Source organism: Bullifex porci (assembly GCF_009695635.1).
GTDB lineage: Bacteria > Spirochaetota > Spirochaetia > Sphaerochaetales > Sphaerochaetaceae > Bullifex > Bullifex porci.
The window spans coordinates 1-15,663 of record NZ_VUNN01000011.1; the positions used below are offsets into that span (position 1 = coordinate 1).

16 protein-coding genes are annotated in these 15,663 nt (G+C 35.6%); 8 read left to right on the top strand and 8 right to left on the bottom strand.

Annotated features, from left to right (window positions below):
* The 4 genes from FYJ80_RS06405 to FYJ80_RS06420 form a co-directional block, all read left to right on the top strand.
* Positions 1 to 503, top strand: a 503-nt coding sequence (locus FYJ80_RS06405; RefSeq protein WP_154425379.1) for an LptA/OstA family protein, incomplete at its 5' end; no start/stop codon positions are given.
* Positions 496 to 1,236 (top strand): LPS export ABC transporter ATP-binding protein, encoded by a 741-nt coding sequence (lptB, locus tag FYJ80_RS06410; protein ID WP_154425380.1) that lies wholly within the window; start codon positions 496 to 498, stop codon positions 1,234 to 1,236. The genes FYJ80_RS06405 and lptB, both read left to right, overlap by 8 nt.
* Positions 1,233 to 2,624, top strand: coding sequence for an RNA polymerase factor sigma-54 (gene rpoN / locus FYJ80_RS06415; RefSeq protein ID WP_154425381.1), 1,392 nt, complete (start codon positions 1,233 to 1,235; stop codon positions 2,622 to 2,624). The genes lptB and rpoN overlap by 4 nt, the downstream gene beginning before the upstream one ends.
* A 78-nt stretch (positions 2,625 to 2,702) precedes the next feature.
* On the top strand, positions 2,703 to 2,999 hold the full coding sequence (locus tag FYJ80_RS06420; RefSeq protein ID WP_154425382.1) for an HPF/RaiA family ribosome-associated protein: 297 nt from the start codon (positions 2,703 to 2,705) through the stop codon (positions 2,997 to 2,999).
* A 47-nt stretch (positions 3,000 to 3,046) separates the two neighbouring features.
* Here the strand turns inward: FYJ80_RS06420 and FYJ80_RS06425 are convergent, their stop codons facing one another.
* Genes FYJ80_RS06425 through FYJ80_RS06435 form a run of 3 tightly spaced genes read right to left on the bottom strand, consistent with a single transcriptional unit; the run spans position 3,047 to position 5,925 of the window.
* A complete protein-coding gene (locus FYJ80_RS06425; protein ID WP_276998615.1) occupies positions 3,047 to 4,501 on the bottom strand; it encodes a TrkH family potassium uptake protein in 1,455 nt (484 codons plus the stop codon).
* On the bottom strand, positions 4,498 to 5,232 hold the full coding sequence (locus FYJ80_RS06430) for an NAD-binding protein (protein ID WP_328596763.1): 735 nt from the start codon (positions 5,230 to 5,232) through the stop codon (positions 4,498 to 4,500). The genes FYJ80_RS06425 and FYJ80_RS06430 overlap by 4 nt, the downstream gene beginning before the upstream one ends.
* A 36-nt stretch (positions 5,233 to 5,268) precedes the next feature.
* Positions 5,269 to 5,925 (bottom strand): NAD-binding protein, encoded by a 657-nt coding sequence (locus FYJ80_RS06435; protein ID WP_328596764.1) that lies wholly within the window; start codon positions 5,923 to 5,925, stop codon positions 5,269 to 5,271.
* A gap of 27 nt (positions 5,926 to 5,952) precedes the next feature.
* Between FYJ80_RS06435 and FYJ80_RS06440 the strand changes: the two genes are divergently transcribed.
* Both FYJ80_RS06440 and holA read left to right on the top strand, forming a co-directional pair.
* Complete coding sequence (locus FYJ80_RS06440; RefSeq protein WP_154425385.1) at positions 5,953 to 6,540, top strand: LexA family protein; 588 nt, start codon at positions 5,953 to 5,955, stop codon at positions 6,538 to 6,540.
* Positions 6,533 to 7,597 (top strand): DNA polymerase III subunit delta, encoded by a 1,065-nt coding sequence (gene holA, locus FYJ80_RS06445; RefSeq protein ID WP_154425386.1) that lies wholly within the window; start codon positions 6,533 to 6,535, stop codon positions 7,595 to 7,597. Before FYJ80_RS06440 ends, holA begins: the two co-directional genes overlap by 8 nt.
* Here holA and uvrC read toward each other — a convergent pair.
* Positions 7,556 to 9,328 (bottom strand): excinuclease ABC subunit UvrC, encoded by a 1,773-nt coding sequence (gene uvrC, locus FYJ80_RS06450; protein WP_154425387.1) that lies wholly within the window; start codon positions 9,326 to 9,328, stop codon positions 7,556 to 7,558. The two genes, holA and uvrC, sit on opposite strands and share 42 nt — an antisense overlap.
* A gap of 45 nt (positions 9,329 to 9,373) precedes the next feature.
* On the opposite strand from uvrC, the gene FYJ80_RS06455 reads away from it, so the two are divergent.
* Positions 9,374 to 10,615 carry a spore photoproduct lyase family protein gene (locus FYJ80_RS06455; RefSeq protein ID WP_154425388.1) on the top strand — a complete coding sequence of 414 codons (1,242 nt, stop codon included), beginning with the start codon at positions 9,374 to 9,376 and terminating at the stop codon, positions 10,613 to 10,615.
* 39 nt (positions 10,616 to 10,654) lie between these two features.
* Complete coding sequence (locus tag FYJ80_RS06460; protein ID WP_206360996.1) at positions 10,655 to 11,584, top strand: putative ABC transporter permease; 930 nt, start codon at positions 10,655 to 10,657, stop codon at positions 11,582 to 11,584.
* On the opposite strand, the gene FYJ80_RS06465 is transcribed toward FYJ80_RS06460, so the two are convergent.
* Genes FYJ80_RS06465 through malQ form a run of 4 tightly spaced genes read right to left on the bottom strand, consistent with a single transcriptional unit; the run spans position 11,577 to position 15,481 of the window.
* Positions 11,577 to 12,416, bottom strand: coding sequence for a pectinesterase family protein (locus tag FYJ80_RS06465; protein ID WP_154425389.1), 840 nt, complete (start codon positions 12,414 to 12,416; stop codon positions 11,577 to 11,579). The two genes, FYJ80_RS06460 and FYJ80_RS06465, sit on opposite strands and share 8 nt — an antisense overlap.
* A 10-nt stretch (positions 12,417 to 12,426) precedes the next feature.
* Positions 12,427 to 13,248, bottom strand: a complete 822-nt coding sequence (thyX, locus tag FYJ80_RS06470) for an FAD-dependent thymidylate synthase (protein WP_154425390.1) — start codon at positions 13,246 to 13,248, stop codon at positions 12,427 to 12,429.
* An 11-nt stretch (positions 13,249 to 13,259) separates the two neighbouring features.
* Positions 13,260 to 13,970: an RsmE family RNA methyltransferase gene (locus FYJ80_RS06475; RefSeq protein ID WP_328596762.1), complete on the bottom strand. Its 711-nt coding sequence runs from the start codon at positions 13,968 to 13,970 to the stop codon at positions 13,260 to 13,262.
* Positions 13,967 to 15,481 carry a 4-alpha-glucanotransferase gene (malQ, locus tag FYJ80_RS06480; protein WP_154425391.1) on the bottom strand — a complete coding sequence of 505 codons (1,515 nt, stop codon included), beginning with the start codon at positions 15,479 to 15,481 and terminating at the stop codon, positions 13,967 to 13,969. The genes FYJ80_RS06475 and malQ overlap by 4 nt, the downstream gene beginning before the upstream one ends.
* Between the last annotated feature and the right edge of the window lie 182 nt (positions 15,482 to 15,663).

The window sequence follows — 15,663 nt, forward strand, 5'->3', positions numbered from 1 at the left end:
TTAGTCTAACTAACAATGCTATGGTTAGTGCTGAGGGCATGGAGATTACTGCCGATGAAATTGTATTAGCAGGTGATGATTACTCTCAAATTACATGTACAGGTGCAATTACTATAAAGGATGAGGAAAAGGGACTTTTAATTAAAACCTCAAATCTCTTCTACGATAGAGTAGCTGAGCGTTTAATTATTAGCTCCTGGTGTGAAGTCTCTGATAGCATAAATGAGTTAGAAGCATCATCATTTTCTGTAGTATATGACCTTAAAAATGAAATACTCTCTCTTGAAATGTCAGCTCGATTATTGATGAATACAGATTCAGATATCTTAAATGCTCGAGCAGAGAAGATTACATTCAATAGAAGTGAAAATACTTTAGTCTTAGCTGGAAATGCTAGTGTTGATTGGAATAATAATAGCTATAGTTCAGCACTACTCTCAATTGATCTAGATAGTGAAGAAATTAGACTTGAAGGTAAGATCAAAGGAGCGGTTAATGGCTAATACTCTTGCTGTAGAAGCTCTTACAAAAAAATATGGAAGAAAGCAGGTAGTAAAGGGAATTTCATTTTCTATGGAGAATGGTTCTATTACAGGCCTACTTGGTCCTAATGGTGCTGGTAAAACTACAACCTTCTATATGATAGTAGGCTTTATCAAAAGTAATGGTGGAAAGATATTACTTAATGGAGAGAATATCACCTTCCTCCCTATGCATAAAAGATCAAAGCTAGGACTAAGCTACCTTCCACAGGAGAGTAGTATCTTTAGAAAGCTTACTGTCGAGGATAATATTAAGCTAGTTGTACAAACACGTAGTGATTTATCAAAGAGTGAGAAAAAAGAGTTAACTGAGAGCCTAATGGAGGAGTTTGGTATCTCTAGGCTTAGAAAGCAATATGGCTACACTCTTTCAGGTGGTGAAAGACGAAGAACAGAAATAGCAAGAGCCCTTGCTACAAACCCAAAGTTTCTGCTACTCGATGAACCCTTTGCTGGAATCGATCCTAAGGCTGTATATGAAATTAAACAAATAATTCGTAAGCTTAAGGACCAAGGAATTGGTATTTTATTAACAGATCATAATGTCAGAGACACTCTTGAAATAACTACATGTGCCTACATAATTAATGAAGGTAATATTTTAGTTTATGGAACTAAAGAGGAGCTTATCAACAATGAGCTCGCAAGAGAGATTTATTTTGGTAATGACTTTATGAAAGAGGAGATAAGATGATAGCCTCCTCTCTCTCCTTAACACAGAAGCAACAGCTAAAGCTTAATACACAGATGCTCCAATCATTGGAGCTTATGACATTACCTCTAAATGAATTAATTCAAAAAATAGAGGATGAAGCAAGTAAAAACCCTACTATAGTTGTTGAAGAGCCAAAGAAAAGTAATGGAGTTAGCTACGAAGAATATTTAGATAAATATTCCCGTAGAGATCGCTATGAGGATTACTCAGATTCCTCAGCATATGGCTCTGATTTATCAGATAACCATCAAAATTGGCTTGAAGGTACTGTGAAGGAGGAAGAAACTCTTGAGGAGCATTTACTCTCCCAGCTAGGTACAATTAAGCTAGATGAGAATGTAAGTAGAGTTGCAGAAATTCTTATTTCATCCCTTGATGAAAAGGGTTTCTTCACAAGGGAGCCTAGTAGCTTAGTATCTGAAAACGATATTCAATATTTAGATGAAGCACTAAAGGTCTTACATCAGCTAGAGCCAGCAGGTATAGCATGTAAGGATTATAAAGAATCGTTAGTACTACAAGCTATTGATGCAGGCTTAAAGGGTGATGATTTAGTAGCATTTACAGAATTAGTAAATAACTATCTTGAGAAGATGAGAGCTGGGAAGAGTAAGGAGGTTGCAAAGGCACTTAAGATTGATGAAGAGGACCTAGTAGCCCTATTTGATTTTCTAAAGACTCTAACACCTTACCCTGGATTAAAATATTGTGTCTCTTGGGATAGATCAATAATTCCTGATTTATCTATAAAAAATGAAGATGGTAATAAATTAGTATTAAGAATAAATGACTCATCCTTACCAGTTGTCTCTGTAGATAATCAATATCGTGAGATGTTAGATGAGTACTCAGATTCGAAAAACAAGGAAGAGAAGGAAGCAAGTAAATATCTAAAAGCAGAGGTATCATCTGCTGAAAGCTTAATTAACCAGCTAGATTTAAGAAGAAGTACCCTTGAAAAGGTAGGTAGAGTCCTTCTTGAAAAGCAAAAGTCATTCTTTGCTTTTGGGCCAAGAAGCTTAAAGCCACTTACTTTAAAAGAGGTTGCAGATGAGATTGGTGTTCACGAAACTACAGTAAGTAGAATTACAACAAGTAAGTATATCGATACCGATTGGGGACTCTTCCAGCTTAAGGAGCTATTTCCGAGTGGTATTCAAAATGAGGATACAGGAGTTACCTTTAGTAAAACAGCTGTAAAGGATATGGTAAGAGAGATTATCGAAAATAACACAACTGGTAAAGCTCTATCAGACCAAAAGATTAGTGATATGCTTGCTCAAAAGGGAATTTCCTGTGCAAGAAGAACTGTTAATAAATATCGTAAGGAGCTCGATATAGACTCATCATATATTAGAGGAGTATAGATTATTTTGATTTTGTTTTGCTTTTAGCCCATTTGATAGTATACTTTATATATAGACTATTTTATCGGGAGGTAAGACATGAATCTAACAGTCAGAGGCATTAACTACGTACCAAGTCAAGAGACTAAGGACTTTATTGACAAGAAGCTACAAAAGCTATCATTTGCAGATGACTATCTCCATGACCTTGATATCGCTATCAAGAGAGAGAGTAAAGGAATAGGATTTCATATCGATGCGATTCTTCACTTCAAGTGGAAAACTGAGAAGATAGTAAGTTATGATTGCTACGAGCTATATGAAGGAATCGAGCTTATTGCAGATAAAATTCAAGCAGTAGCAAAGAAAGAAAAAGAAAAGGTAATGGAAAAATAGTGATAATTAATATTTTTGGAGTGCAATGTAATGCTGCACTCCTTTCTTTAACCCCTCTTCCAGAAGGACTTTGAGAATAAAGCGTAAACAGTAAATAGCTCAAGTCTTCCAACTAGCATTAAAAAGGAAGCTACCCACTGTAGAATTGGTGAAAATATAGAAAAGTTTCCTGCAGGTCCTACATCACCTAAACCAATACCAATATTTCCGACAAATAAGAATGCAGCAGATAGACATGTTTCAAGTGAGCGTCCTGAGGTAGATATAATTAATGCGCCAACAAAGCCAGTTAAAAGATATACACCAATAAAGCCCGCAATAGATAGTGTTGTATCTTGCGCAATGATATCCCCTCCAAGCCTTGTTTGTACTACTGCTCTTGGGTGTAATCGCTTCTTAATTGTGTTTTTAGCAAGTGTCATTAATGTAGAAATTCTTACTACCTTCATACCACCACCTGCAGAGCCTGCACACCCTCCAACAAAGAATAGTAGGAATAAAAGCATCTGGTTAAATACCGGCCAAGAGGTATAGTCACAAATAGCAAAGCCAGTTGTAGTTAATACACTTATTACATGGAATGCAGAGTATCTAATAGCTGTAAAAAAGTTTGGATAAACTCTATTAATTAATAAAGATACACTTCCAACTAATGAAAAAACAAATATCAAAGAGATATATACTCTAAACTCAGCATCCTTTATTACCTTATCGATTCTACCCTGTATAGCCTTAAAAAAGAGAGCGAAGTTCATACCTGCAATTGTCATAAAAACTATTACTACCCAATCTACATATGCAGAGTTATACCCTCCTATTGAGCTATTCTTTGCTGAGAACCCGGCTGCACCCATTGTACCAAAGGTAACTGTAACAGCATCAAAGATAGAAAGCTTTCCAAGTAATAGGAAAAGCACCTCTAAAACAGAGAAGCCAACATAAATTCCCCATAGAATCATAGCTGTATGCTGGATATGAGGAGTAAGCTTATCCTTAGTTGGTCCAACAGATTCTGCTGAAACTAGGTTTGCACCTCTAACTCCCATAAATGGTAGAATTGCTACAAATAGTACAACGATACCCATACCACCAAGCCAGTTAGTCATTCCACGCCAAAAGAGGATTGACTTTAATTGATCCTCAATCGTTTGTAGCGCTGTCGCTCCAGTTGTAGTAAAACCAGACATTATCTCAAAGTATGAGGCACTGTAGGTTGGTAGAGTTTTTGTTAAATATAGAGGTAATGCTCCAAATGCTGTAGCTATTACCCAAGTTAAGGTAACAAATAGATAGCTATCCTTAGCCTTAATCTTTATCGGCTCCTTTCTAAGAAATAGTAGTAAAATAACATGAAATACTACCATTATTGAGATAGTAAATAAAAAGGCTTCAGTTGCTACCTGCTCTTTATATACAATCGATAAAGCAAAAGGTATACACATTAAAAGCGCAATAAATAGCTGGATAAAGCAAAGTAGCTTAATAACAGATTTAAAATTCACGCAAATAACCCCTGAATAAATTCACTGTAATCATGGTTAGAGCAAAGTAGAACTGTATCATTTTTTTCAAAAACGTAGTTTCCGCTAGGAACAAACGCCTCTCCATTACTCTTCTTTACACTAGCAATAATTGCTTTACCTCTTAGATTAACATCCTTTAATGCCTTTCCAAGATATTCGAAGTTTTCATTTATTACATACTCATATACCTCTAGCTTTCCATCAAATAGAGTATGTAGACTCTTAATAGTACCACTTCTTAGATGCTTAACAATTGTATCTACTGTTGCTTCAGTAGTTGAAATAGGAACATCTATATCAAATTGTCTTGCAAGAGATAAATAGTTTGGATTGGTCTTAATTAGAGCAATAGATCTTGAAACTCCAAGCTTCTTTGCATATGAGGCTGTAATAATATTAAGCTCATCATTCTCTGTAAGACTTATTAATAGATCACTATCTACAAGGTTTTCATCATCCCAAATAGCTTCATCTGTAATTGAGCCATGGATAACTAAAATATCTGAAAAGCGCTTTGAAAACTCCTCTGCTGTTGCACCATCCTTTTCAATTAGAGTCATAACAGCTCTTTCCTCAGGAGTTATCCTTGCAAGGAGAGCCTTTGTTACACCTGTACCTCCAACTAAGACAACTCTAGAAAGCTTCTTCGTATTTCCATTAGAACCCTCAATATTAAAGATAGAGAGAGTTTCTTCGCTATCACAAATAATCGCAACCTCATCTCCATGCTTTAAAACTGTATCACCTCAAGGTAATATTGCTTTACCCTTTCTCTCTATTCCTGTAACAACAATATTTCCCTTAAAGCTCGCTCTAAACTGTGCAAGAGACATTCCTACATAAGGATTTCTCTTCGAAATATGCATTGTAAAAAGTAAAAAATTTGTATCAGGGAAGATAATTGTATCATGGTAAAAGCCACTTCTAATTACGTCGATAATTCTTCTAGCTGCTTCACTATCTGGGTTTACTATATCGGAAATACCTAATAAGGAAGTTCCATGCTCATCATCATTATTTGATAGATATGAGATAGATCTTATAGCTGCAACTGTCTTCTTAACATTAGGGAAATTTGCAACAATTAAACCACAGCTTACTAAATTAACCTCATCTGAGTCAGTTACTGCTACAGCTATTTCTGAATCCTCAACACCTGCCTCTATAAGCTTATCAATATTAGTTGCAGAGCCACATATAGCTAAGCAATCAAGCTTACTTACAGCACTTTGGCATCTATCACTAGAGCTATCTAAAAAAGTTACTGACTTTTTTTCCTCAATCAAATGGCGTGCTAGCCTTAAACCACGTCTACCAGCACCAATAATTAAAACCTTCATATCTCTAACAGTATATATGATATTATCAAAGTGAGCAAATGAACTCTCTTGTTTGTAAATGATATATCTTTCGTGTTATCATTATTTTTCATGGAAGGAAGAAGAAAGCTAACAAAAAGACAGGAAGAATTACTCTCCTATATAAAAGCATATAAGAGTGAGTATTCACGCTCTCCATCTCTTGAGGAGATAGGAGATAATTTCTCTATTGCTGCTTCCTCTGTCCATGATCATCTAAAGGCATTAGAAAAGAAGGGTTATATCCAAAGAGATAATACTGCACGTTCTATTTTGCTGCTTGAAGAGGATGAACCAAAGCTAAGGTGTATTAATATTAACTACTATAAAAAGGATGGAAGCTGTACTAAGCTAACACTTAGCAACCTCATCCTAGATGAAGGCTATGAGTATTTTGCTATTCAAGCACCAAATGAATCTATGATAAATGCCGGAATACTACCCGATGATACTTTAATTTTTAGAAAAGAGAAAAAAGCTAAAGAAAATGATATTATTCTTTGTAAGGTTGAAAGTACAGACGAAGTATTAATAAGAAGATATCAAATACAGGCTGGCAGGATATTGTTAACGAACATAAATATTGATTCAAATCTTAAGGTTTGTATGGATATCGAAATATATGGAATTTTAACAAGGGTAATTAGATTTTATGAGTGAAGCATATTTACTATTTGGTCCAGAGGAAGGAAAGAAGCAGGATTGGATAAATGAAAAGAAAAGAGAGATTCTTAAAAGCTATCCCGATGCTGAGCAAATATTATTATTTACCTTTGAAACAACTCCTGAGGTGCTTACAGATGCACTCAACTCCTCTTCACTCTTTTCATCCTCTAAAATAGTACAGCTTAAAAGCTTCGATGATATAAAGAAGGGAGCCTTGGTCAATGCACTTATAAAATATTTAAAAACCCCAAGCGATGACTCCTTTTTATTTATAATTTCAAGTGAAAATTCTGTAAGGAAGTTTCCAGCTGAATTAACAGCACTAATAAAAAAAGAAAATACTGTTGCTTTTTATGAGATGAAAGAGGATGAAAAGAAATACTATGTAACTACTCTTTTTAAAAAAGAAGGCTTCAGAATTACTCCTGAGGCTGTTACTCTTATTCTATCCTTAGTAGAAAATAATACTCTAGAAATTAGAACCTTTTGCTACCCTGTAATCGATTTCTTTGCAAAGAAAACAGATAAAGTAATTACAGAGGAGGATGTTTCTAAATTTTTAGCTCATACTAGAGAGGAAACTCCAGCAACACTCTTTTCTCATATTGCAAATGGTGATTTACCTAGCTCAATTGCATCCTTAGCAAGGATAATGACTACTCGCTCTGATGGAGCTATTTCAACTGTTTCAGCTCTAGGTAAGAGCTTTAGAATGCTAGAGGATTTACACATAAAGGCTAAAGAGAATAAGCTGTATGAAGCCTTTAAATTAGTTGGCTCCTTAAAAACCTCACCATTTGACTATAAGGGTATCTTTAACCCAAATGACCAAGCTACCTACTCAAAGGCATTAAAAAAATATTCAGCTACCGATTGTGACAATATTATTTCATATATAGAGATGATAGATGCTGAAATAAGAAAGGCACCTCAAGAGCTTGTAAGAACAATGCTAGAATGCATGCTTTACACTATTATTGTTAATAAGGGAAAAGAGAGCTCAGAGAAGCTAGAGTGTGAGCTTATGGATAATTCTTTCAGCAACATCTAATGGTATTGAACACTTTTTAGCAAGACTTTGGCTATCAAGCTCAAGGATTTTTTCAACGCTACCACACACTTCCATAATTCTTTTACTTCTTACCTTTCCAACTCCTTCGATAGATTCAAGGAGTGCAAAGGTAGCTTCCTTACTTCTCATTCTTTGGTTTGCACTAGTTGCAAAGCGGTGACACTCATCTCTCACAGCAATTAAAACTCTTAATGCACTATCGGCCTTATCAAGGACGAGGTTTGGCCTTTCATCAGGAAATACTAGCTCCTCATTTCTCTCTGCAAGACCAACAACTGGAATATCATCTAAGCCAATAACCTCAAGCATTTCAACAGCTGCATGGACCTGTCCCTTACCACCATCGATTAAGATTAAATCAGGGAGCTCAAGATTATCATTTACTAATCTTGTATATCTTCTAGTTACAGCCTCACGCATCGACTCAAAGTCATCGATTTTTCCATCAAGAGATTTAATATTAAACCTTCTATAGTCCTTAACACTTGGATTTCCATTTTTAAAAACTATTAATGATGCAACTGTATATTTACCTGCAAGGTGGGCAATATCAAAGCCCTCAATGTGGATTGGAACTCTATCTAAACCTAGAAGCTCCTTCATTCTCTCAAGAGCTGGTGAGTTATTTATTGCACACATTCTCTTCTCAACATCCTCTTGAGCATTGACCTCTGCCATTCTCAATATTCTATAGTGCTTACCCTCCTTAGGAAAGCCAATATAAATTGGCATATGAAGCTCTTCTTTAAAGTATCTACTAATTAGCTCTGTATCAATTTCATGTGAGACATAAAGCTCTGAAGGAAGTGATTCTCCATCACAATAGTATTGAATTAAAAAGCTTAAGAGGATTTCAGTTTCATCACCCATACTTTCAGCACGGTATAGAGCTTTACCAATTAGATTACCATTTCTAATTTGCATAATAGCAACACTACATAGAGTTCCTCTCATCTCAATTGCAGCATAGTCTCGGCTTTCTCCACTATTATCCTGTACAGCCTGCTCACTCATAACAGATTCTAAGGACTTTAATAGCTCTCTTTTCTTAACAGCCTCTTCAAACCTAAGCTCCTTAGCATCCTTCATCATAAGGTTTCTTAATCTAATTAAGCCCTTTTGATCATTACCAGATAAAAACTCCTTTATCTCAGCAATCTCATCTAAATAATCATTTTTGCAATCTGGAAAGACACATGGGCCTAAGCACTTATGAATATGATAGTATAAGCAAGGCTTTTCACGTTTTTTTAATGGCCCTGAACAAAGCCTTAGATGATATGTACTCCTAATTAGCTCAATATAATCCTCTAATTGCTTACCCTTTGGAAATGGACCATAGTAGCTAGAATTATCTGGAAGTATTCTTCTAGTTTTATAAACTCTAGGGAACTCTTCATTAGTAATCTTAATTAAAGGATAGCTCTTTCCATCCTTAAGTAGGATGTTGTAGTGAGGATTATATTTCTTAATTAAGTTATTTTCTAATACCAACGCCTCATATTCATTACCTGTAATGATGTAATCGATATGATCAATTTTAGCAACTAAAGCACTAGTCTTTGCATCACGATTTGGAAGGAAGTAGGAGTTAACTCTTCTTTTTAAATTCTTCGCTTTACCAACATAGATTACTGTGTCATCTATGTTTTTCATCATATATACGCCAGGATTTTCAGGTAAGCTACGGGCTTGGTCTTTTGCGCTCATAGGATATATAATACAGCTTAAAGACGAAATTAAAAAGGTATATAGATGGACGCATTTGAAGAGCTATTTAACTCATTTTCAGTTGAAAAAAGAGAAAGACTTCAAGATCTTTTCTCTTCTTACCAGCTTACAAAAGCACAGAGATTAATCTTAGTTAAGGAAAGTGCCGATTTAGAGCTCTTCCAGGAAGGTGATATTTTTTCATTTTTAGATTTTAATAAAATTGATAAGCAAATAGGAAAGAGAAGAGGACAGGAGCTTATTAATCAGATAGAGAAAAGAATGCATGAATTAAGGTATACTCCTACAGATTATTCAACCTTCTTTCCTCCAACAATTGTAAGGAAAAAGGAATCTATAGAAAAAATATATTCAGATGGCTTAAAGCTCTTTGGAAAGTGTCCCTGCCCTGTTGATGGAGAAAAAACTAGGTGCTGTAAGCTAACTACTCTAGATGCAGCTATGCAATGCTCCTTTGGCTGCTCCTATTGCTCTGTTCAAGCCTTTTACAGTGAAAATAAAATAAAGGTAGTAAGCGATTTAGATAAAAACCTAAAAAACATCGATACCTCCTCCATTTGGCACATTGGAACAGGACAAGCCTCAGACTCTCTTTTATTTGGAGATAGCTTTAATACGCTTTCCTCTCTAGCTGATTTTGCAAAAAGCCATAGTGATATTGTTATTGAGCTAAAAAGTAAAAGTCCTAGAAATGATTTCTTTAATAGAGAGTATCCTAAAAACATGATCTTTACCTGGTCGTTAAATGCTCCAACTATAATTGAAAAGGAGGAGCATCTAACAGCAAGCTTAGCTGAAAGGCTTAAGAGTGCAGTCTTAGCTGTTAAAAATGGTAATTTAGTTGGCTTTCATATACACCCAATGATTTACTTTAAGGGATGGGAAAAGGAGTATAAGGAGGTTGTAAAGAGAATAGAGGATACCTTTGATTACAAAGATATTGTAATGATTAGCATGGGAACTCTTACCTTTACTAAAGCTGTATTACAACATTTAAGATGTAATAGGACACCATCTAGAGTATTAGAAATTCCTCTAGCTGAGGCCGCTGGAAAGTATTCTTATACTCTCGATATTAAAAGAGAGATGTTTTCAACGCTTTACTCATATTTTTCACAAGACTTTAAGGATAATATATTCTTCTATCTATGTATGGAGGATCCATCACTTTGGAAGCCTTGCTTAAATAGAGAGTACTCCTGCGATAAAGATTTTGAGCTTGATATGAAAAAAGCTTATTTTTCAAAGATAAGCTCTAAGCTTTAAACAGTTTTATTTTTTCTCTTCCTGTATTATATTTTCATCATGATTAATGAAGAAAAGCTTAATGATAGATTAACACTATACTATGAGGCATTAGCACAAGAGGATACTCTAACAGAGAAGGAAAAGGTAAAGCTTTATAAAGATATAGATAGAGAAATAAAGCGTTTAAATAAGCTTGCTGATAGCTACAAAGAGGCTCATAAGCATCTAGTTGAGGCCTCTGATGAGCTCTCAACAAGGCTTAGGGATACAGAAAGAAGTAATAAAAAGCACTTTGGAATAAAGAATGCACCAGCTAATGGCACTATAGATTTCAAAGAAGAGCAGCAGATGCACTTTGCAAGAGGAATAAATTTCTACAAGCTATTTTTAATCTTCTTTACAGGCTCCTTTGTAGGAGTATTAATTGAACTCATTTGGTGCTATTTAAGAAATGGATACCTTGAATCACGCTCAGGACTTGTATATGGTCCATTTAATCTAGTATATGGTATTGGTGCATTAGTACTAACTCTAGCCCTATATAAATATCGAAATAGATCATGGACCTTCTCGTTTTTAGGTGGGTTTATCACAGGTAGTGTTGTTGAGTACTTTTGTTCATACTTTCAGGAGCTACTCTTTGGCTCTACAAGCTGGGATTACTCTAATATCCCATTTAATCTAAATGGAAGAATTTGTTTACTATACTCTGTATTTTGGGGCTTACTAGGAATTCTCTGGATTAAAAAAATTTATCCAAGAATTGCTTCTTGGATTTTAGCTATTCCCGATAAAGCTGGAAAAATAGCAGTTTGGGTGCTATGTGTCTTTATAGTTTTTAACAGTGCTGTCTCAGGCCTAGCAGTATATAGATGGGCTGAGAGAATAAATAACAAAGAACCCTCAAACCAGCTAGAGGTTATACTCGATAACCGCTTTCCAAATGAACGCTTAGAGAAAATTTATGCAAATCTAAGCTTTAAATAAAAACACAATTATTCATTTCAAAGGTTGCTAGCTCTGCCTTATCCTCTCTACCTGGCCATGGGATAAAGCCCCTTCTATTAATGTGGGGGCCAAAGGTACAGCTATTAAAGATTGCTTTTCCTTCATCTCTCCATGGACGCATTAGATAAACATTCTCCTTTTTATTTAAAGGAGATGTGAATGTACAGCCTTCAAATAAAAGCCCATCCCAGGAGCTCTTTCCTGAAGGCGCTGTAACAAAGCCATCATCGTTACTGACAATATTACAATTTCTAAACTCAGCATCTCCTCCACCAAAGATGAAGTCAACACTACCTTCAATTGTACACTCTTCAAACACAGAGTGCTTTCTAACTCTTGGAGAAAAGCATCTTGGGCCATAGAACCCTCTTTTTTCTCTTTCTTCTTCAGGTAGAGGGGATAAAAATAATGTATCTTGATGACCTAATAATTTAACATTCTTTAAATATGCATTATCTACATCGAGATATAGACTAATAGCTTGGCCAACATCCTTACCGCTTCCAGCTCCATTATGGATTGTTATATTTTCAAGTAATAGTCTTTCACCTGAAAAGAATGCTGTATAGCTTCTGAACGTTCCTCTTTTAAGTCCATTATCTAAGATTTCACGACCACTATCTGAAAAGGTAATAAAGACATTGCCTTCCCCGATTAGCTCGATATTACTCTTATCAGAGAAGAGCTTTTCTCTATAAATACCTTCCTTTACAATAATTCTTGCTTTTTCACGATAGCTAACAGCATTTATTGCTTCACTAATTGATGTGTAATTGCCAGAGTTATCCTTTGAAACTATTAATGTAAGCATACTCTATACCTTATTTTAGCTTTGACTCAAATATTTCCTTTTCTCTCTTTTCAAGCTCTACCTCTTCACCCTTGAGCATTGCTTTAATAGCCTCCATCTCTCTCTGGCTGAAGGTGACTGAGCCAAGCTTTAGGTTTTTAAAGGCATCAGTAGCAATAGGACAAACCTTTGAAACCATCTCAAGCATAACCTCTGCATATGCTCTAATTTCATATTGAGCATGAGCATCAAGACGAAGCTTTAAGAAATGGAATAAATTGTGTAAATCTATTTGCCAATAGAACTCTGTATACATTGATAGAGGAAGATTTATTCTACTAATCTCACGAGCGATTCCCATATCTAAAAGCTCATTATAGGACTTAAAGGTATCCTCACTATTTTTAATTAAAATATCTCTAACCTCATTACTAACCTCTTCTGGGACACACTCATTCTTTCTACCCTGCTTATTATCTTCACTTTGTAAAGCAATTTTATCAGGAGAAGGAACATAGCAATCATCCTTCATTACTGAGTATCTTCCACTAATTTCGTTTATTCTTGCAGTTCTATGTCTAACCCACTGACGAGCAACAAAGATAGGTGCCTTAACGTGGAATGTAAAAACGACCTGCTCAAATGGTGATGTATGATCATTTCTTAAAAGGTAATTGATTAATCCCTTATCCTGTCTATAGCTCTTAGTACCATTTCCATAGCTGACTCTAGCTGCTTGAACAATTCTCTCATCATTTCCTAGATAATCAACTAAACGAATAAAGCCCTTATCCAATACCTTATACTCTTTATCTAGAATTTTCTCAGCTTCTTCATTAATACAATGTGCCATATAAAAACTCCTTAAATTATATCCATTGCTTCAAGTGAAAGCGCTACAGCAGCTACACTTGCTGTCTCAGTTCTTAAGATGTGGTCTCCCATTATTGTTGGGATAAACCCTGCATCGAGCAAAAGCTCTCTTTCTCTATCGCTCCACCCTCTTTCAGGGCCGATAGCAATACAAACTCTTTTATTCTTTAGCTCAAGCTCTTTAAATCTCTTTGCACCAACTACATTATCTAAAAGTAGCATTGTATAATTATTATCAACGCTTTTTATGGCTTCTTCAACCTTGGATGCAAAAATAACTTGGCTAACACCAGTGTGTCCACCCTGCATAGCGCCATTTATCATTATGTTCTTATATTCATCTGTGGTGTATAAAGAGGATTCAGAGTAACTCTTCTCCCCTAAATCGGAGCGAGTAAGAATTATTCTTTCAACTCCAAGTGAAACAAGCTCACGTAAAATACGCTTCATGCAAATTGGTCTAACTAGTGCTAGTAATACAGTTAGAGGATAAAGGTCTATATCCTCTTTATCTCCTTCAAAGGTAAAGGTAATTTTCTCACTATCAAGTGCTGTGATAGTACAAACACCTACATCTCCATTCAGCTCTCCACCTCGGAATTCTGAACCAAGAGTAGCATGGAGCACCTTTTTTAGGTGCTCATACCTTTCATCCCCCTTTTTAAACTCTCTTACATCTTTATCAAAAAGAATGATGTTCACGCATCATACCTACCATATAAATCGATGTAGTAGCAGAAACGATCAAGATTATGCTCATCGTCTAAAGCCTTTTGATCCATAAGCCAAGACCAGTTAGAGGTTCCACAGGTTGATGGAACATTCATTCTTCCATCACTATCGAGGTATAGTAGGTCCTGCATTGGGATAATCGCATATTTACATCTTGAAGCTATAGCCTCTTTAATAAGCTTATAAACTACATCATCATCCCCACTCTCAAGGTAACGTCTTACATAGTCCTTATCTCTATCATTAAGACTAAAATACCAGCCACGAGTAGTATTGTTATCGTGTGTACCTGTATAAATTACACTGTTGTAATCACAGTTATGAGGAAGGTATGCATTTGTAGTATCATAGGTGCCATCATCATTATAAGCAAAAGCAAACTGTAAGATCTTCATACCAGGAAGATTATTATTATCTCTTAATGCCTCTACATCCTCTGTAATTACACCTAAATCTTCTGCGATGATAGGTAAATCCTCACCAAGCTCAGATTTTATAGCATCAATAAGCTTCTGACCCGGAGCCTCAACCCATTTACCATTTAAAGCAGTATCCTCATCAGCAGGGACTTCCCAGCAAGCTGCAAAACCTCTAAAGTGGTCAATTCTAACAATATCACACATCTTAAGAGTTTCTCTAACTCTACTTACCCACCAGCTAAAGTCACTCTTTTCGTGCTCACTCCATCTATATAGAGGATTTCCCCAAAGCTGGCCTGTAGCAGAGAATGCATCAGGTGGTACACCTGAGGATACTTCCTGGTCACAATTCTCATCTAGCTTTAAGAGCTTTGTATTAGTCCATGCATCAACACTATCTGGAGCAACAAAGATAGGGATATCACCGATAATCTCAATACCCTTTTCATTTGCATATGCCTTTAGCGCATTCCACTGCTTAAAGAAGAAGTACTGATATACCTTATATAGCTCTATTTCATAGCTCTTTTCCTTAATAACCTTATTTAAAGCACTCTTCTTTCTAAGCTTTAGATCCTTTGGCCAAGCACAGAACCATCTTGAATCATTGAATGTATCTACTAACACCTGGTAAAGAGCATAGTCATCAAGCCACCAAGCTTTCTCAGCTTTAAACTCCTCATAGTCAGGGCTTGGGCTTTTTAAGAATCTCTCTGCAGCCTTCTTCAAAAGAGGCATTTTAAATTCTCTAGCCTTACCATAATCAACTCTATCACAGCTAAAGGCCTTTCCAACGAGATCAGTAACATCTAATAGCTCATTTTCATAGAGAGAATCTAAATCAATTAATATTTCATTTCCAGCAAAGGTTGATCTAGCTGCATATGGGCTATCACCAAAGCCAGTTGGTCCAAGTGGAAGAATCTGCCACAAGGTTACATGTGCCTTATAGAGCTTATCAACAAAGTCATAAGCACTTTTACCTATTGTTCCAACACCATATTTTGTTGGTAAACTAGTTGGATGGAGCAATACTCCTGCTTTTCTAATATTCTTTTTCATAGCTTTGAGTATATGTCATGGCAATTTGTTTTACAATTATATTAAAAATGAAACACTTTCAAATTTTAATGTAAAATTGATTATCATTAACCCTGCTTTTGGTAGTAAAACAAGAGAGTAATATACATATAACTTTTTATATAGAATATATATACTTGATTAAAGGGAGTAAAACATGATAC